Annotated in this window: 7 protein-coding genes and 1 pseudogene; 3 read left to right on the top strand and 5 right to left on the bottom strand. The window is 46.7% G+C overall.

Translation table 11 applies throughout. The features are described from left to right. Positions 1–97 precede the first annotated feature (97 nt). Both E0L16_RS07015 and E0L16_RS07010 read left to right on the top strand, forming a co-directional pair. Entirely contained in the window at positions 98–3394 is a 3297-nt protein-coding gene (locus tag E0L16_RS07015; RefSeq protein WP_131636609.1) for an STY4851/ECs_5259 family protein, read from the top strand. Between the two features lie 2 nt (positions 3395–3396). Next, a complete protein-coding gene (locus E0L16_RS07010; protein WP_131636608.1) occupies positions 3397–9717 on the top strand; it encodes a DEAD/DEAH box helicase in 6321 nt (2106 codons plus the stop codon). 71 nt (positions 9718–9788) lie between these two features. On the opposite strand, the gene E0L16_RS22320 is transcribed toward E0L16_RS07010, so the two are convergent. The 4 genes and pseudogenes from E0L16_RS22320 to hsdR form a co-directional block, all read right to left on the bottom strand. Further along, the gene (locus E0L16_RS22320) at positions 9789–10751 is read right to left on the bottom strand and encodes a restriction endonuclease subunit S (RefSeq protein ID WP_427854521.1); all 963 of its coding nucleotides are present in this window, start codon (positions 10749–10751) and stop codon (positions 9789–9791) included. 15 nt (positions 10752–10766) lie between these two features. Beyond that, positions 10767–11306: pseudogene (locus E0L16_RS22315) on the bottom strand (restriction endonuclease subunit S); the annotation flags it as partial. Further along, positions 11303–12892 carry an N-6 DNA methylase gene (locus E0L16_RS07000; RefSeq protein WP_131636606.1) on the bottom strand — a complete coding sequence of 530 codons (1590 nt, stop codon included), beginning with the start codon at positions 12890–12892 and terminating at the stop codon, positions 11303–11305. The gene E0L16_RS07000 and the pseudogene E0L16_RS22315, both read right to left, overlap by 4 nt. Positions 12893–12963: 71 nt before the next feature. Next, positions 12964–16476 (bottom strand): type I restriction-modification system endonuclease, encoded by a 3513-nt coding sequence (gene hsdR, locus E0L16_RS06995; RefSeq protein ID WP_165498401.1) that lies wholly within the window; start codon positions 16474–16476, stop codon positions 12964–12966. A 1941-nt stretch (positions 16477–18417) separates the two neighbouring features. Between hsdR and E0L16_RS06980 the strand changes: the two genes are divergently transcribed. Then, positions 18418–19047, top strand: coding sequence for a hypothetical protein (locus E0L16_RS06980; RefSeq protein ID WP_049010458.1), 630 nt, complete (start codon positions 18418–18420; stop codon positions 19045–19047). A 222-nt stretch (positions 19048–19269) separates the two neighbouring features. Here the strand turns inward: E0L16_RS06980 and E0L16_RS06975 are convergent, their stop codons facing one another. Continuing rightward, positions 19270–20004, bottom strand: coding sequence for a DUF3800 domain-containing protein (locus E0L16_RS06975; RefSeq protein ID WP_097404727.1), 735 nt, complete (start codon positions 20002–20004; stop codon positions 19270–19272). Between the last annotated feature and the right edge of the window lie 277 nt (positions 20005–20281).

Here is a 20281-nt window from a genome sequence, read left to right as displayed (position 1 = left end):
TAGGTATTGCCATACAAACGCTTCGAGGGTACGCTAATCGGTTATTTAAATTAAACATTCATTAAGTCTTGTCTCGCTTGACTATAAGGAGAATGCTTTGGTTCAATCAGAATGCATTTCATGGACAAAATGTACTTCATGGCTAACAAACTTTCTTAGTCGTAGAGGATTGAGACAACCCGATGGCCGCCCGCTTTATGAATATCAAGCGACGAATGAAGAATATGTGGACTTAACGCAGTTACTTCGAGCGGTTAGCCAAACTACAAATATTGTTGATGATAAAGGCTATGCTTCATGTTTTGTGTTTTTTTGCTCTGAATGGTACCGCAGAGACTATGAGCGGAATTGTGGGTGGACTTGGGAGCCCATTTATAAAAAGCTAGGTACATCGTTAACGGCGACGGAACTAAGGCATATCGTTCCTAAAGGGATGGAGAGTTACTGGATGCGACCAATTCGATTTTATGAATCGGATAGACGTAACTTTCTAGGAACGTTGTTCAGTGAGGGTGGTCTACCTTTTCGTTTACTGAAGGAATCAGATAGTAGTTTTCAAACCGTATTTTCCCGGATCCTTAATCAGTATGAACAAGCTCAGATAGCAGGTTTTTCCATGCTTTCGCTGGTAAGAAACATTATAGAAAGATCTTCGCTTCCAGCCGTTTTTATTGAAGACACATCAGTAGAGCTCATCAGTCATATGGCAGAAAAACTCAGCTCATTGGTACTGATGTATAATCTAAGCGATGACTCTGAACCAGTAGCGCAGCTTGATAAAACGCATCCAAAATGGCGGGATGAATTCCCTATGCCACTTGATGATGAAACAGGCACCCGCTTTCTAAATGGATTGTTACGTACTGCATCTATAGAAACAAAACCTCGTTCACAAAAAAATAAATGTACCAGTTGTCAGTTCTTTTGGACAGAAAAATCGCCGGACCAAATACGTGCGATAGTTTCGTTACCAGATGAACTCACTTTTCCAATTATTAGTGAACCTTCAACCACACGATTTGAACTTGCTATTTACGAAGGCATTAACGAAGTTGCAAGCCTTGGTGTAGTCTATGCGTCCCTCGAAAAATCGCATGCCAGAATTCGCATCCGTAAAAATGAATCACGATTTGCCAGACATGCCCCTTCTGCGAGTTTATCGTTAGTTGCTCGGGCAGGCGGAATGAATGTTGGCGCAATAAAACTGGATGATAGCGAAATCGCCATTGGTGAGGTTCCACTTACTTTTGTTGCTGATGGAGAACGATGGCTATTACACGGGCAAGCTTCGTGCAATGTTCGTAACAGCGATGTCCTTATTGTTCTACCTCGAGAAAAGACAACTGTTTCAGGATATGAAACGACTTTGAATACAATTTCAGTCTTAGGCTTCGAAACACTCTCCGTAAAAGGTTGCCATGAATTAATTATTTCCGGAGATGAAATATATCGTATACGCACTGGAAAAGAACAGACTAACCCTGGTGGGGTTGAGTTTTATGGTAAAAGAGTAAATTGGGTATGCAACCCTACTGAAACATTCCTTGGGGTCCCTAAAGTCACCTCGAAAAATCCTGATGTAAAACATATCCAATTTAAACCTTATTTTAATAGTAAATCAATCGAAGAATGCCAGTTACAGGAGATGATGGGATCTCAATTTGTTTCCGTCAGGAATAGTGATAATGAGACGATACTCCGTCGAAAAATTGGAATATTACCGGCAGACTTTAATGTTCAGATTCATGGTGGCGATCAGGCTAATGAAGGTACCATTGTCATCTCAACGCAACATCCCTGCATGTCTGTCTTAAAAAATAAAACATTCGAGATTGCTCGAAAACGCGCAGCAGGACGCACCGAGATATTACTCAAAGCCGAAGGCATCCCTCCCGCCTTTATCTCTCTGGAAGTTTATCCTAATTTGGGGGCTGACTCAATTGAATTGACTTTGCCTTATCCTGCTAAAGGTTGTTTGGTTTTTGATGCAAATGGAGACCTTCTTGAAAAAAATATCACTTTGCATGATTTACTTGGTTCAAGAGCTTACTTGTTTGGTAAAAATGGTGAACCGACTCGATTTTCACTGGAATTACATCTACGCACTATAAATGGTCAACAGGCATGGCATGAATGGTTTTATACGGCAGGAGAACGCCCTATTGAACTCAATTTATACAGTCTAAGAGAGCATATTGAAAATTTGCTATCTCTTGAGTCAGGAATTGACCAAGTTGTGGATATGCGAATCAGAGGTGCTGGCGTAGCGATGAGCTGGCAGATTAGGCGCTACAAATACAGTTTGCGTTATGATTATGAAAAAGAAGTTCTCACCAGCCAGTCGACAAGCTATCGTGCCGGGCAACTCCCTTCTCCTGTCATCATGTTATTGAGCGAGCCAGAGCGAAAAGCAGTCTCGTTGTCATCGAGGCTAAGTGAGGGTGTACCTGTTGGTGAATATGAACTGAGTTCAATCGTTAGCAAAAACGGGCCTTGGCTAGTAGTCCCAAAGGAAGGTGATGAAATGGCGTTTCGTCCATGCTTCATTCGTGGCGAATCTTCCTTACATGGCGATGAAAGTAGCGTTCGTTCACTTCAGAAAGCCACCCAACTTTTTAATCCCCAGGCAAAAGTGAATACCATAACGCTGGTGCTTGATCAGATGGCTACCGATCCTGCGCACTCCGGTTGGCAGTTTATGCACAGTCTTTATGAACATTTTGGCTATCTTCCGCTGGCTACATTTGAAGTATGGCGAGCACTCGTACAACATCCAAGAGCGCTGGCGATGTCGCTCTTCAAATTTGAAATGTCCGCCGAGTATTTAAACCGCATTGAGAATGAATTCCCTGTTTTTTGGGAGTTTTTCCCTATATTAGAAATCAAATCCGCAGCAGAAACCTTCAAACGATTCCTGACCCAAAAAGGGGCACCAGATGAAGTTTTGGTAACACTGCTGAGTAAGATGTATCGACAATTAGGGATCGTATTTCCAACTTATGCCGATGAAGTTGAAAAATGGTTAAGTTATGGGAAATTCCCTCCTCCCATTCCAACATCCTTTGTCCGTGAGTGGTATCAGGAGCTTTTACGTGAACACAGTGAAGCTCGGTGGCCAGAATATGGCTGTAAGCGACTGCATAACTGGATGTCATCACAAACAGATGTAGTGATAGATATTTATCCCGAGGCTGATTATCGCTATTCAGTTGCCTGGTTACCTGTTTTCGCGGCTGCAGTGGCAAGCGGTAAAACTTCCTTTGAAACTGTGTTTGAACACAAACCTGGCGCCGTATTTTTCCTGAGACAAGTTCGGGACTTCGATTCTCGCTGGTTCAAGGCCATATTCCAGTGCAGCCTTCTGCGTTATATTTCAAAAAATAAAAAGGATTAAAGATGACTACACGCTTTTTTTCGTCGCTTATTGAACAATCGTTGTCTCGCTCAACCGAAGCAACGCTCAGTATTATGGGGATCACAAACCCGAACTTACGCAAGCATCTCGCAGAGCAAATGGGTGCCGATTGTGGGAAATCAGGCTCATTTCTTGCCTCACCAGTATTCCAGCAAATGTTTGGCTGGAAAGAGTCAAATTATACAATGCGCAACCTGACCGAAGGTAAGGCATTACTGAGTAAAGCTGTTGTTGATTCACTAGATGATCATAACAACGGTCGTTACCGTTTTGGTGCAGACTGGAAACCCTTCACTCACCAGCTAGCCAGTTGGAAGGCTTTACTGGAAGATAAACATTCGGTAGTGGTGACAAGTGGTACGGGGTCAGGCAAAACGGAATGTTTTATGGTTCCTGTGCTGGAAGACCTCTACAGAGAATTACATGAAAATAGCAACAACCCACTTGTCGGCGTCAGGGCCCTTTTCCTCTACCCCCTCAATGCCCTAATTAATTCACAGCGGGAGCGCCTGGATGCGTGGACACGTGGATTTGGTACTGGGATCCGTTACTGTCTTTATAATGGCAATACAGAAAATCTTCACGCTTCGGTAAAAAGCGAGCAGGCAAAAAGGCCAAATGAAGTGCTTTCACGCGAAAAGATGCGTGAAGAACCCGCACCAATTCTGGTAACAAACGGCACGATGCTGGAATATATGATGGTCCGCCAGATTGATGCTCCAATTATTCAACAGTCTAAAGCACAAAAATCATTACGCTGGATAGTACTGGATGAAGCGCATACCTATGTCGGATCGCAGGCCGCTGAATTAGCTCTGCAGTTACGCCGCGTGATGACGGCCTTTGGAGTGACGCCAGACGATGTGCGTTTCGTGGCAACCTCTGCAACTATTGCCGGAAGCGATGCCGAAAAACAACTGAAAAAATTCCTCTCTGAATTATCCGGTATACCGCAGGAGCGCATCGATGTACTGGACGGAAGCCGGGTGATTCCGAAACTGGCATCGTGCAAACACGTTTATATCCCTTTAGAAGAAATTGAACAAATCCCTGATACGGACATGAAGGGCGTAAGCCCAGACCGCTTTGAAGCTCTTACGCATTCACCTGAAGCACATTACTTGCGTGAGATGTTAGTTACTCAGCCGGATCCAATGAAGCTGGATACGATGACGAAGCGGTTGAATACGCTGACCAAGCAGAATTATAGCCAGCAGGAAGTACTTCGCTGGATCGACGTCTGCTCTGGTACACAACCTAATCCTAAAGATCCGGCATTCCTGAAGATAAGAGCGCATATTTTCCAGCGCAATACCCAGGGAGTATGGGCTTGTGTTGATAAAGAGTGCAGACAAAAGCATGGCACTCCGCTGGAAAAGGGCTGGCCCTTTGGTTATGTGTATGTGAATCAACGGCAAAATTGTGAATGCGGGAGCCCGGTCTACGAACTGGCATTCTGCAATGAATGTAACGAACCGCATCTTCTGGCCCGGGATAAAAATGGCAAACTTGTCCAATGGGAAAATAAAGGTGGCGATGAATTCTCTTTGCAGGATGAGGTGAATGTTGAAAACGACGCTACTGAAGAAAAAGTTGAGAAAGAAAGTAGTTACCGCCCTCCACTTATTATTGCGGCAGAAAAGGCCAGTGAAACTGGTTATATTCTACAGCGACTCGATCGCAAGACTCGTCGTATTGGTGTAGTTAATAATGAAAGTATTGAACTGATTATTAACGATATTGAACAGGTATGTAGTGCCAGCAGCTGCGGCTACAGAGGCACGAGTGGAAAACAACCTTTCCGCCGCGCATTGTTGGGTGGACCGTTTTATGTCACCAATATTGTGCCAACCGTTCTGGAGTATTGTCAGGACTTTGTCAGCGAAGATGGAAAGGAGGGAGTGGGGCCTGATTCACTGCCAGGTAGAGGCCGCCGTCTCATTACCTTCACCGACAGCCGTCAGGGAACAGCGCGCATGGCGGTACGCATGCAGCAAGAAGCTGAACGCAGTCGCTTACGTGGCAGCGTAGTAGAAATATTGGGCTGGCATCAACGGACACAGACTTCCACCACACCAAATGCCAATACAGATCTTGAAAAGTTAGCAGCGTTGGCAAAACAGGCACGCGAACAGGCCGATGAATTTAGAAGCTGGGGATTACCTGAACAAGCGAAGCTGGCAGAAGTACAGGCCGAGCAGCTTGAACAAGCTTTTCAGGCTGCGACCGGAGGTAACGTAGCGACCATTCTCATTTCCCGAACCTGGACAGAAATAGTCAATGAGCTTAGAGAGAAAGCCGATATTAGCGGCCCTATTCTGCAATATAATCACTATCTGAAGCCTGAAATTTTCAACGAAAACGGCGGGCCGCTGAAGCTTTCGGAAATGTTGCTTTTCCGGGAGTTCATGCGTCGTCCTAAACGAACTAACAGCCTGGAAACGCAAGGGCTGGTGCGGGTTGGTTATCAGGGGCTAGAGAAGATTCATAAGATGCCGATGCATTGGCAAGAGCAAGGGCTGACGCTGGATGACTGGAAAGATTTTCTTAAGGTTACTCTGGATCTGTACGTACGTGAAAGCAACTTCACACAACTGGACGATGAGTTAAAAAACTGGATTGGTAGTCGTTTTTCGTCAAAATTCGTCCGTAACCCGGAAACAAAAGATCCTGAAGATAATCAGAACAGACGCTGGCCACAAATTCGTAATGGCAATTTGTCCCATCGTTTGGTGAAGTTATTAATGCTTGGTGCGGGATTAAAAAAAGTAAATACGGCGACGATTGATATTATCAATACATGGTTAAAAGAAGCATGGAACCAGCTTACCGGGTCACTTGCCGTACTGAAGCCTGATGGTAACCGTTTCTATTTGCCGAAAGAGCATTTGACCTTCTCTTTAATAACGGATGCCTGGATTTGTCCTGTCACCAATAAAATTCTGGACACTGCTTTTAAAGGGTTAACCCCATATCTACCCACTCACATTTCCTTTGAACAACTCACCCAGACGCAATATGACGCATTTGTCGCGCAAAAGGTCACCATGCCAGAGATCTGGAAGGTGGATCGCTCACAAGAAGACTACGCTCCGGGTTTGGCTAAAGTACGTGACTGGGTCAGCAACGAGCCGCTGATCGCACAATTGCGTTCGGAAAATGTCTGGACGGATATCAACGATCGTGTCGTAGAAGGTGGCTTCTACTACCGCACTGCAGAGCACTCTGCCCAGCAGTCTTCAGAACGCCTGCAAAGCTACGAAAAGATGTTTAAGAACGGGCAGCTTAATGTTCTCAACTGTTCCACCACCATGGAAATGGGGGTTGATATCGGTGGCATTACCGCCGTGGTGATGAACAACGTACCGCCGCATCCGGCAAATTATTTACAGCGAGCCGGACGAGCCGGACGTAGCAAGGAATCGCGCGCGATATCTTACACATTGTGTAAAGGTAACCCGCACGATCAACAGGTATTTGCCAACCCGCTCTGGCCGTTTGAAACGATGATCCCTGCACCGATGGTGGCGATGAACTCAGCCCGGCTGGTGCAACGCCACGTCAATGCGTTATTGCTCTCTGACTTTTTATGTCACGTTATTGGCGACACGGACAAAGAAAAAACCAGCCTCGACAGCCTCTGGTTTTTCGGTGATGACGAAGATCAATCAAAATGTGAACGCTTTAAAGTCTGGCTTGAACGCCCCGAGCTTGATATTGACGCGGCGCTGGAAAGGCTGGTAAAAGGCACGGCGCTGCATGGCGCCAGCTCCCACAAATTGCGAGAGAAAACAGTTGATGCGATTACTCTTCTGCAACAGAGATGGCTTTCCGTCTATCGCGATCTTGTTGCACAGGAACGCGAATCGCAGCCGCAAACGCCTTATCGCAAGCGCATAGAACTGGAAAAAAAACGACATTGCGGCGAATATCTACTGCGCGATCTGGCGGCCAGAACCTTCCTTCCCGGATACGGCTTCCCAACGGATGTGGTGACGTTTGATAACTTCACAATGGAAGACTATATTCGCGAAAAATCGCAGAAAAGCCGGGATAAAAAAGATCGCGAAGATAACGTGTCGCGTTATAAAGGGCTACCCTCCCGCAACCTTGGGGTTGCTATCCGTGAATATGCACCAGGTGCAGAAATTATTCTTGATGGCAGGGTCTTCCGTTCTGCCGGCGTCTCCCTTCACTGGCACAATATTAATGCCGATACGAATGAAGCGCAGCGTCTGGATTGCGCCTGGCGCTGCCACAAATGCGGGACCATCGGCTATGAAGAGGGAATGAGCAGTTCCGGGGTATTATGCTGTACCAACAGCACCTGTGGTGAAAAAATCATCATGGATAATCGCCGCCAGGTGCTGCAGCCTGCCGGGTTTGTGACCGATGCGCATGCACCTGTGACAAACAACATTGAAACCATGAAATTTATCCCGGTTGTCCCTGCCTGGGTATTTGTTAAAGCTGAACCCGTACCGTTGCCTAACCCGACAATGGGGTATATGACGTCTGGTGCTGATGGTCATGTTTTCCAGCAAAGTCTCGGAGAAGGTGGGCATGGTTACGCGTTATGCCTGAGCTGTGGGCGTGCAGAGTCGATGCTGAATGAGAATGATGCACCGAGAAGTATGGAAGCTCACTACCCACCGCGTCCGGGGAAAGCGGACCGCGATAGCCAAAATCAGCGGCTGATTTGCCCTGGTTCGACGGCACTGATGAAAAACGTCACTCTGGGTGCATTAGCGCGAACGGATGTATTTGAAATGGTTTTGCGAAAGCCTCAAAACGGTGAATACCTGCCGGATAATACAGAAGAAGGTCGGCTTGTCGCCATGACTCTGGCGGTTGCCCTGCGTCAGGCGCTGGCGGGTGTATTGGGTATTTCTGCTGCAGAACTGGGCTACGCTGTGCGTCCGGTCAGGCAGGAAGATGGACAATCGGTACTAGCCGTTCAACTTTACGATGTGATTAGCGGTGGCGCAGGTTTTGCGTCCAGTGCTTCATTACACATTGAGACCATTCTGCTGGGGATGGTGAAACAGCTGGGCTGCAACCATTGTGATACCGCATGCAGTGAATGTTTGCTCGATTCCCAAACCCGCCACGATCATGACCTGCTGGATCGTAAAGCGGCGCTGACCTGGCTTGGGAATGACTTTAGTTTCTACATTGGTTTACCAGATGAAGAGACATTCTCGCTACCGGATGCCCGATATTGCTCGGGACCGATTAGCGATACCCTTCGTCGGGCGATTAACGAGGGAGCTGAAAAACTCACACTGTGGATGAATGGGCCACTCCATGAATGGGATCTTTATGCCCGTCAATTCCGGGCGGCGATTCAGAACTACCGGATTAAAGACAATGTTGCGGTCGACCTTGTCATTCCTGCTGGCGTCGATGATCCGGAGTTGTTGCACGAACTTTCGCAGTTTACTGCTTTGGGCGTGCGTTTGTGTCATAGCGAACAGATTCTGGAATTGCCGATTGTTGCGCAAATCGCCTTTGCCGATCGCATAATGACGCTGGCTTCACGCAGCCAGCAGGCAACTATCCCGGGTCCAGGCTGGCACCTTAATGACGAACTGGTCGTTCGCAGCCTCGGCTATAAAACGGTAAAACTGAACGAGTTTGTTTTGCCGGGGAAAGCAGCGAACGCTGTTGAGCGTGTCAAAGACATAGAGATTCATAAACAGTTAAATGGTGCACTTTCGCAGTTCGGACAACGCTTCTGGGACACGCTGTTTAACAGCCATGAAGAAGCACAATCGCTGATGAAAAACCAGCGAATCACCAGCGTTCACTATACCGATCGCTATCTGCAAAACCCGGTTGCGCTGGCACTGCTGGGGGCGATACTGAAACCGCTAAAAACAAAGCTGACCGATGACGCGGAGCTTGAGCTTCATACTCTGTTTAAGCCCAAGGATCGTCCCGGCAACCGGCCGTTCCATGACTGGATGAGCGATGCGGATTTTCAGGATTTCGCCGACCAGTGGTTTACTGCGGCGATGGGCAGAGCGGTAGAACTGACGGTGTTCGATTCACCACGTGATATTCCACATCATCGTAAGCTGACGGTGACCTTTGAAGATGGTCAGACGTTGAAGATTCGCTTCGACCAGGGAATGGGATACTGGCGTATCGACTTCCCGTATGCATGGCGTAACTTTGACTTTACTGACGATGTGACTTATCAGCTAGTAAAACTGGCGCAAGCCTGCCAGGAGGGCAAAGTCCTTAATAGCGAGGATAGTTGGGCAACGGATGTGCTGGTAGAGGTGATGCCGTCTTAATGGATTAGCGCTCCCAATAAGGAATTGGGAGCGCTAAAACGACTCGAGTCAGCGATGGCCGATAACCCCAATTACGCTTTTTTACGCGAGTTTTTTTTACCGCTGCTGGCCGCGCGTTCGGCTTTAATCCTTTCCAGCAGGGCGGCAGCGCTGTTTTCTCCGCTGATAAGACTTGGGTTGTCAGCACGCCACTGGGCGGTAAGCTCGCCGCGGAAGGCCTTCGCCAGGATTGACTGGGTGAGGCTGTTGACGCGGGTCAGGGCGTTGTTGACCTGCTTTTCGATGGTGTCGGCGTAAGCGAAGAGTTGTTCGACGCGGCGGACGATTTCGTGTTGTTCGGGTAAAGGAGGGAGGGCAAAAGGAATATCGTTTAATACAGATAAACTAAGAAAAGGCTGCGCTCCTCCCTTTGTCTGCTCATTGAATATTCTATTTTTTTGAGAATCAAAGAAAATCTTTAGATAAGTTGGTGTTATCAGTTTGGATTTTTTTATTATCGCGATGTTTTTAAAACTGAACTCAATGTCGCTGTCTATTAAAACATTGTTCCCTGTTCCAGCCCCGATGTTAACAATAAGAAGATCACCTACTTCTGGGGCACATTTAAAATAAAGTTCTTTATGGTCTTTTTCTGAAATAAATCTTTCCTCAGAAAAATCGAGCTTACCTTTTGTTAGGTCTTTAGCCATAATGTATGGGTAGCCTTCACTTAACACTTTAGGAGTGTTATGAGCTCCATCTGTTATTTTTAAACTGATATGACCCAGTCTGTACCATTGCCAACTTTTTGGTATCGAAAATGGTATCTTTGCAGGGTATGGTTCTTTCGATAATTTACTGTTTTTTATCTTCTTTTCTATCCGTTCTTTTTCGACAATACCCGCGATTTCTTGAACTAGATTAGTAGGAAAATTATTACGGTATTCTGATGTTAGCTCACCTGTTATCGCGAGTTTCATCACCGCCTGACGAAAACGTTTCAGGATTTGTGGGATTTGCTCAAGACGTGCTTTGGTGTTGTCAACCTGCGCCAACAGCGTATCGAGTTTTTCAGTGATGGTTTCTTGTTCGGCAAGTGATGGTAGTGGTATTTCGATCTTTGAGTAATCTTTAAATTTAAGATTCCTTAGGTTGTTACTTCCTCCTTGGTATTTAGTAACCTCACCAGAACTGTAGAAAAACTCTAAGTAGCGATTAATAAAAGATGCACTTACTTCTGAACTTAACCTAACTAAACGAAGAAAGTTTGTACACACCAAAGGTAACGTTTGGTTGTTTAATACTCTATCATCAATTAATACAGTTCTACCTACCGGTTGGTCTGGTCCCCCTCCAGAGATTTCAACTAATATGTCGTTTTTAAGTAACTCTCTAGACGTTAAACTCGAAGCCTTTATCTTTCGTATTACAGCGGTATTGCCGAAATTTTCTTTCCATTTTTTAAATTCAGCTCCACGAATACATGATACAGATTCATACCCTTCTTCGCTGAATTCTGGATCTTTCCCCCAGTCACCACCGATGATATGAATCGCAATATCTTCTAGAGAAGATTTACTCCAACTTGAGTGAGAGGAAAAAAGCTTCATACTTTTACCTCACCAAATGCTTCATTCAGCAGCTGACGCTGCGCATCGGCTTCATCACCTGCACCTAACTCACGCATCAGCGAATCAAGTTCTCCCATCGCCTGTACCAGCTCGCTCATAGCTTCTGCCGCTAATACATCCGGCTCCGGCAGATTGTCGGCGTCGATACTGTCTTTGTCCTTCAGCCATGAGATATCCAGCGAATCAGACTTGGCAGTACGGATCCACTCGCGGCTGAATTTACGCCAGCGGCTGGTGGCCTGGTGCTGGTCGATGTCTTTGTTCTCTTCGCTATCTGCAACTTCAGCCTCTTCGGCGTTAAAACTCCACTCGCCTTCGGGGCGTTGGCTAAGGCCGTATGGATCCACGCCGTAGACGGTTTCAAACGGTTGCAAATACTGCTCGGTAAATGGCGTACGCTTGCCAAAGCTTGGCATATTGGTGCGCAGGTCATACACCCAGACGTCGTCAGTACAGTTCTTATCCTGGTTAGGATTTGCCACTGTGCCTTTAGTAAAGAACAGCACGTTGGTTTTCACGCCCTGAGCATAAAAGATGCCTGTCGGCAGACGCAGAATGGTGTGCAGATGACATTTATCCATCAGGTCTCGACGGATATCCGTGCCCTTGCCGCCTTCGAACAACACGTTATCCGGCACAACCACTGCGGCACGACCACCAGGACGCAGCGTCTCGATAATGTGCTGCATAAAGCACAGCTGTTTGTTGCTGGTTGGATGAACAAAGGTACGGGTAATGTTAGTACCAGCGGCACTGCCGAACGGTGGGTTGGTCATCACCACATGCGCCTGCGGAAGGTTTTCACCTTCGCTACCGAGCGTATTGCCAAGGCGGATGGCACCACCGTGATCGAGGTTGCCTTCAATATCGTGTAGCAGGCAGTTCATCAATGCCAGACGGCGGGTGCCTGGTACCAGTTCGAGGCCGATAAACGCGCGGTGGATCTGGAAATCCTGAGTGTCACCGTCAAGATCATCCAAATCGTTAGTTTGCGATTTTACGTAGCGGTCAGCTTCAATCAAAAATCCAGCCGTGCCCGCAGCCGGATCCTGGACAATTTCACGCGGCTGTGGCTTAAGCAGGTGAACGATAGTTTTAATCAGCGGACGCGGGGTGAAGTACTGGCCCGCGCCGGATTTGGTTTCGTTGGCGTTTTTCTGCAACAGCCCTTCGTACATATCGCCGAAGTCATCGCGAGATTTGCCATCATTTCCGTTGTACCAGTCAAGCGAATCCATATTGCTGACCAGTTCGGTCAACTGTTTTGGCTGAGTAATGGTGGTGTTAACGTTCTGGAAAACCGCTTGCACGAGCTTCTGTTCGTCCGCCCCCAAATGCACCAGCAGGTTACGGTAGAACTGTAATTGCTCCTGGCCGATGCGGGATTTTAGGTCGTCCCAACGATAGCCCACCGGCAAATACTCCGTTTCCTGACCGGTCTCTTTACACATTTTCAAAAACAGCAGCGAGGCGAGTTCATTGACGTAGTTTTGATAAGAGACGCCGCCATCGCGCAGGTTGTCACAGAGTTTCCATAACTTAGCGACCAGATCGTTATTGTTCATATCTGATTCCCTGAAAAGCAGCGGCCCTCAGTAGGGCCGCAGAAGATATAATTGCTGTAGATGATAACGCGTTAAGCCAGCTCGTCCCAGATGTAATCGCTGAACTTATCCAGCACGCTGTCAAGGTTGTCGTCAAAGGTACGCTGTAGCATTGGCTTACCGCCGCGACGGTGGAAATTGCCAGTTTTGAACACGTCGTCGTCGAGCACCACTTTCTCTTTCAGCGCCTGCGCTAAACGGTCGAGCCAGCTTAGCTGCTCATCGCTCCAGTCGTTCTCGCCTTTGATACGCGCCAGCGCGTGATCGACCCGTTCGTCGAACGGTTTGAGCGCATCGCCCACCGCCGCGCGGCGGATGTGGCCAATCAGCCTGGCGGCGATATCCTGATTGCGCGTCGCTTTCCACGCACTGCGCAGGGAGGATTCTTCAAAATGCTGGCGGTCAAACCACTCCTGCAATTCCACCAGCCCTTTACGGGTGAGGTCGCGGGGGCGATTGATCACCGCCTGCAGTGCGGGCTGAGCGTTAGGAGCGTTCTGCACCAGCTCATCGAACGCTTCGAGGAAATCCTGCGGCGTATCGTAATCACCGTACAGCGATTTAACGCTCACTACCTCATCATCAATATCGAGGAAGATGGGGGCGTCGCGCAGAGCATTGATATCGGTTTTCAGCCTTTCGAGGCGGGCGATAAAGCCAGGAAGCTTATTGAAAATCTCGGCGCTCCAGTGCGGTCCTTTTTCCCGCAGGCGTGAGGCCAGACCGCCAAAGTTGACGCCTGCGGCATCCATGCACAGTTCATCCAGACGGCGGACCTGCTTATCCACCGCTTCGCTGCGATCGCGGTTAAAGGTGGCGAGGCCGATGATTCGCTGCAGCTTAGCGACCAGCTGTTCATGGCTGTGCTCGGCAAAACTGCGGCCATCCGCTTCAATGGTTTTGTAGGTTTCTGAGTCGGTAATTTCATTGACCAGTGTTTGCAGTTCCACCTGTGGACGCACAACCACCGGGCGCATGGTATCGACGCTTTCCAGCGAGCTGTAGATATCAACACAGTCGAAAATCTTAAAGCTGGTTTTCCCCACCGACGGGCACAGACGCGTAGCACGACCCTTCATCTGCTCGTATAGAATGCGGCTTTTGACTTTGCGCAGGAACACAATATTACAGATTGACGGAATATCCACGCCGGTGGTCAACAGATCGACGGTGACCACAATATTGGGCAACCGCTCTTTGTTGAAGCGGACGATCATGCTTTGCACTTTCTTCGCGTCTTTATCGGCATCACCGGTGATCTTGATAATGGCGTCGTGTTCAAGCTGCGGATACTTTTTCTTAAACGCGGCGCGCAGCTCGTCAACCACCATGTCGGCATGGGCGTTGGTGACGCAGAACACCAGCGTTTTTTGCTGTCCGGTGGGATCCAGGTATTTGGTGAGCTCACCGCATACCGCACGGTTAAACGCCGGGATCACCAGGCCGCGGTTAAAATCGGCAACCTCAAAATCCTGATCGTCAGCCAGCGTGTCGTTGATCAGCTCGCCTTGCGGGTTCAGGCGCTCCACCTGTTCGCCCTCAGAAAGATAGACCCCATCCTGCGCGTTACGTGTGACAATCTGAATGGGGGGATCCTGGTCGATCAAGTAGCCGTCGATCACAGCCGTTCGGTAGGTGTAGCGGTAAACCGGCTCGCCGAAAATATCAACCGTGTGCAGGGCTGGCGTGGCGGTCAGCGCAATTTTTACCGCGTCGAAGTGGTCGAGAATGCGACGGTAGGCAGAAACGTAATCCAGCTGGCTACGGAACTGCAGCTCGCCTTCGGTCTGCTCTTTATCAAGAATGTAGCCGCGGTGTGCTTCGTCGACCACGATACAGTCGTAGCGGCCAACCGGCATCGGTTCATCGGATTGCAATGTGCGTTTAACCAGAGACTGAACCGTAGCGACGTGAATTTTGGTACTGTCTTCCGGGAATTTGTCGGTCAAGCCTTTGATATCAAAAATACTGTTAAAGGTGTCGCCGTTAATTCGTGTGTCTTCAAACGACCCCAGCGCCTGCTCGCCAAGCGAGCGCCGGTCGACCAGAAACAGGACGCGTTTGAAACGCTGCGACTGGATCAGGCGGAACATTAAAGCAATGGCGGTACGGGTTTTACCGGTACCGGTCGCCATTGCCAGCAGGATGTGTTGCTGACCGTTTACGATAGCCTGTTCCACCGCGCGGACGGCATCTTCCTGGTAATAGCGCAGGCCCAGCTCGCTCATTCCGGGGTTTTCGGCAAACCACTGATTTTGTCTCTGCGGGTCGCTGCCCAGCATTGCCAGCAGCTCTTCCGGGCGATGCCATTCCGGCAGCGCTTTCGACATATTGGTGGTGTGGCGGACGTCGCGATACCAGATACCGCTTTTGGTCTTCATCGCCGCGCGGTATTCACGCCCGTTGGTGGAGTAGCAAAAGGGGATTTTAAAACGCTGTGTGCCGCTGGTATCTTGCCAGCTGATTTCGTAAACCGGTAGGGTTTCGTGTATATCGTCGGGGGTAAATTGCTCCAGAAGCGTATCGCGCAAAAATGCATTATCGAAATATTTACTGTATCGATAAGCCTCATTCAGCTTGCCGGGAACATCAATATTTTTACGTTTTGCTTCGACAACGGCGATGGGCTTGAGGCCAACGAACAGAACATAATCCGCAAATCCTTGCTTACCCGTTTCATCTATACCCGTAGGCCATTCGGCAATCGCTTTATTGATACCCGGTTCCGGGCGAGCACCTTTGGCAAAGCGCAGCATTTTACTATCCGCCTGCCAACCCGCTTTACGTAACTGAGCGTCAATCAGGAAGCGACTCTCCTCTTCACTGAGATTCAGTGTACGCTTGACGGCCTGGTCGGTGATTTCTTTATGGTAGGCTTTTCTTTCCTGTTCCGTGAGCTTAGCAAGCTTCGCATTTTTCTCAGCTAACTGCGTTTCCAGAGCTGAGAAACGAGCCAATGTCTGTGCTTCAGTTTCCTGCTGCTTACCTTCAAGAATGGCAATATAGCCGTTCAGAGCAATCAGTTTCTGCTGCTGTGCTTCGAGTTCAGCCTGACTGAGTGCTTTCTCACGTGACTGCTCTTCTAGCTTTTGTTTTAACGTCAGTACTTCCTGACGGTAAAGATTTTCTCCACGCTCCGGTAAAACAAAAACAGGCACAGGGAAGTCATAATCTTTCGTAACCAAACGGTAGTACCAGACCCCCAGCCGAAAGCCCAGCCTTAAGCACATCTGAGCATCATCAAGATCGTTATGGTATTCGTGGACAGCCTGGTTACCAATACGACGTAATTTATGGAACACGGAAAGAATGCTGTCGTCAACGAAGGCAATTTTGCCAAGCTCACGCAGGAGTTCGTGCTGATTTTCACAGGGAGGAATATCCAGCAGCAGCCCAAGATGTTTTGCCGTCGCTTCGCCAAACATACGCATTTTTACCAGCGCCGTATTGGGATCATCCGGGTAGTTATTTTCCGCCGCGCAAGCGATGGCATAGGTGAAATCGTTCACACCCTTCAGGAACTCAAAATTGGATTTATTCATCATTGTTATGCAGGCCTGCGCATACATTTTAGGAACATAACTGTTACTTTAACTATCTGAAGATTCCGGAGCAATGACCAAAGTCACAGCAAGTTAATCAATGATGGAGAAAGTTTGAGGTTCGTTACAGCAGATGTGAGATGTTTAAACCATGCGGGACAGCATACATTCCTTTTCCAGGATAAAGCGGAAAGCGTGCAAATTAAGAAAAATATTCATTTAATAATCACCGAAATGCTGATGCATAGATATAAAAGTTATCGCATTAGAATATATTCGTTTCTATACACACAAGAAATTTGATGTTGGTTGAATCAGATTGTCTTCTGCTGAAAGAAAAAATTTGCATGGATTCAGAAACAAAAAAAGCCGCCCTTAAGCGACTTTGATTTGCATCTTTTGGTGCGAAGGCCGGACTCGAATTACACACCTAATAGACTGATATCAATGTTGTTTATAAACAGGGGTAAATAGTTATACCCGCACCTGTACCCACAAGTGAAAATCCGTACAAAAAATAGACATTACTAGTGGGGTATAAAGCCATACCAGTAGAACACCGATATGGCCATCAAAGCAAGGTTCAGGCAGGAAGGAAAGTTTTCTTCAGAGGTATCAATTCTCATCCACTCAGAACAAAGTCAGATATGGCCGCGAAATGAACGTTAATCCTTGCTTTGCTATGCTAGTTCCCAAGGCAAATCTCTGCGTCTATTTACTGGTTTTAGAGTGCCCTCGTTTCTCAATTGTTGAGCGGCCCAACGAATGTCATATTGCCACGTATACAACATATCGCCCGAATCTCTAAGCTCAGTCTCGTAGCTGTTCCATACATACTTTGAAACTTCGCGTGGCCAAGCACTACCTCCACGTTCACGAAGACACTCAATGATCCATTGTTTCATGCTTTCCCTAGTTACAATCATTTATCCTTACCTTCACTCGTTGATCGATACATCGCAATACTAGCATTGACAGCTTCTGGTACAAGGTGGGCAGAATCTAAGCGCTTGTAGTCTGCTATGAGCGAAGAGCAGACCGACGAAATTGCCCCCATATCTTGGCGAGAAATACTGACATTGCCGTGCGTTTATCAACAGGGGCGGTCATACTAGATAATATTGTAGGCAAGAACACCACGAAGATTCAGGAACAATGGGCCGTAAGTAACGAATTCAGATGTAAATGCCAGATCATATACTCCTGTTAGGGCACGACTGGTAACAGAGCCTTATAAGAGCATCTGAAAAACCTCCGGTTAAGCCGGAGGATACTTATTCCTATTCTCGCTCTATTCTTGCCCACTGGTGGGCGTGAAAAGAACTTTCCTCACGGCAGCTTTCACACTCCAGGCTTTCCGTATCATCACAATTCTCATACGCATCTAATAATGCCTCACCAGTCAGAACTGTAGTACAGTTGTTATGGTGACCACCTGGATCGATTACGCCTGAACAGTGTTGTGTTAAGAACGGCTCTAATACTATTTTTTGGCGAGGGGATAACGCGTTAAATCCCCGATCTACAGCTAGTTGGGCTATACCGCTAACCATTTGTTCTTCTCCATGAAATACATCTCTGTCTAGCTGTATGCGTAAAATACTCTCAATAACAGGCATAAAAAGCCCTCTTTAAATGTGTGTGTTGCATTATGCACTCATATCTACCGTAGTTTTTTTGCGCATACGTGCTAAATGGGGATCGTTTAGAGAATTATGCTACGCCTATTTCTTAAGCAGCATTACAGACAGATTTAAGCGAAGAGTAGATCAATCTATCCGAAATAATAGCTACTATCAGATTGTAAGTAATAACATCTTATTGGTAACGATGAATGAATAAAATACTTCACCTATTTTTTATAAAAAAAGTCGCATACTCTTCCTGCGTTTGATTCAATAGTCTCAACCTAAACTATCCATAGAAATGTGTAATTGAGGAATCATGACAGAAGACTCCAAACGCGGTAGCGCATTAATCTGCGCTTTAAAATCTGACGAGGTAGTCGAGTTGAGCAAGGAATACGCTGAGCTTAGCATTGACGCTTTGATTGAATCAAAAACGCTTGAATCTATCCCTTTTGTTAGCACTGTGGTTGGAGTATACAAAGTTGCCAGTTCTGTCAGGAGTCAGCTATTTACTGAAAAGATTTTTCGTTTCCTCACTCACTTCTCAGACCTACCCGACGCTGAACGGATTAAAATGACTGAAAGGTTGAATGAAAACGATAAGTTTGCTGGCCAGGCAGGTGCAAGACTGATTGAAATCATTGACCGGATGGAAAGCGAAAGCAAGCCTGAAGTTGCGGCAGAATTTCTCAAGTCATTCGCACGAGAAGAGATAGATTTTAATGTTCTTCGGCGTTTGCTCGTTGCTCTTGAACGTATTCCCTCATTTGATATCAGTGAACTGGCGGCTTTTGTTGCCATCGACCCTGACCAACCAGTGGAAATGGATGAGGCCTTTTTAGATAGTCTAGTTAATGCTGGGTTGGGAAAGAACAATGGGGCATGGAAAAGTGTAATTATTCCTACGGAGTTATGCATAACTTTTGTGCGCGCAGGAAGGTTATAAGCAACCTAGCTTTTTATTATCCCAGAAACGGATTGTCTTACTAGTCTGTGTGCTAGTTGTCGCAACATAATAACAGAAAGTCCGCTTCTGGCACTAAGCGAACAAGCTTACGAAGCCTAAGGTTCGATATGAACGAGAAGCGAAAGTCAGTTGTATCATCGTCTCCTGTATTCGTAGGTACACCTCGCTTTATTTTGCTATTAATTGATAGTGATATTACATTTAATGGATGCAACCTAAGTACACTTCCCCAAAGGTTTTTAATGCCAACTGACTAAATTCAGTTGTTAAGTTTTTCGACAAAACCAACCCTTTGTTGATAGTTTTAAATGTGGCAAACTCAGGCATCTCATCCCCGAGAGGTTCATTTTCCCTGAGCATAGACTGTCGAAGCGTAGCAAAAAGCTCAAATCCAAGAGGGGCTTCTATTGGGGGCTCATAGCCGCAGTCGTAACCGTAAGTTAAGATTTTTGCTTTTCCAGTTATTGTTTCTCTAAACCTAACACCACTAAAAGATGCCACCAAATCAGCAAGTTGTATCCCACAAACTTCATGAGATGAGCATGTTATAACTTTTACTTCATCAGAACATAGACTGAGAGCTTCTGTAGAGTTTATGATACCTTCATCGAAAAAAACATTCCCTTTCCCATCTGGAAAGTTCTTAATCAATAAGCTTAATAAAAATGACACATCCGAATAACAACGATGGCGATACTCACTTGGCATAATAAATGATCCCCATCGACAATTTGAGTTCAAGTAAGAAATAAGTTTACACCTCAAATCTCTTAAAGATTCAGATTGATCCATTCTTGCGCATGAGTGATGTTCATCAACTGAATGCTCTGAAAGAATTTTGTTTATATCAGACTGAGGATCTTGATCACAAACTACATAAGCCATGATCATAAACCCAAACTCCTCGTGTACCGACTCATCAATGTAAATATTCAAAGCCTTATCCTTTCAATGACATATGATTTTTTATGTTAGATTATAGGTAGAGTTCATTGAATTACAACGCTATTTTTGAATTAGTAATCTTCTAAATATATTAAGTTATCATTTTGCGTGTGACATAACTTTAAACATGCTGAACATTAATTAACCAACATGTCCGCTTCTGGAACGAAGCGGACTCTAAGTCATCGTTTACAGTCATCTTAGTAAAGACTATGCCGATAGCAGATAAGTAAGTAACATTTACCAGATAGCGACAGGTGACGGGATG

The organism is Enterobacter quasihormaechei, from assembly GCF_004331385.1.
In the GTDB taxonomy this organism is placed as follows: domain Bacteria; phylum Pseudomonadota; class Gammaproteobacteria; order Enterobacterales; family Enterobacteriaceae; genus Enterobacter; species Enterobacter quasihormaechei.
Note: the sequence above shows the minus strand (reverse complement) of the source record. Positions and strands in the feature narration are given on the sequence as shown.

Excerpts from the sequence above, each read along its gene's own strand:
- E0L16_RS07010 (WP_131636608.1), top strand. The coding sequence starts at position 3,397 with ATGACTACACGCTTTTTTTCGTCGCTTATTGAACAATCGTTGTCTCGC.
- E0L16_RS07000 (WP_131636606.1), bottom strand. The coding sequence starts at position 12,892 with ATGAACAATAACGATCTGGTCGCTAAGTTATGGAAACTCTGTGACAAC.
- hsdR (WP_165498401.1), bottom strand. The coding sequence starts at position 16,476 with ATGATGAATAAATCCAATTTTGAGTTCCTGAAGGGTGTGAACGATTTC.
- E0L16_RS06980 (WP_049010458.1), top strand. The coding sequence starts at position 18,418 with ATGACAGAAGACTCCAAACGCGGTAGCGCATTAATCTGCGCTTTAAAA.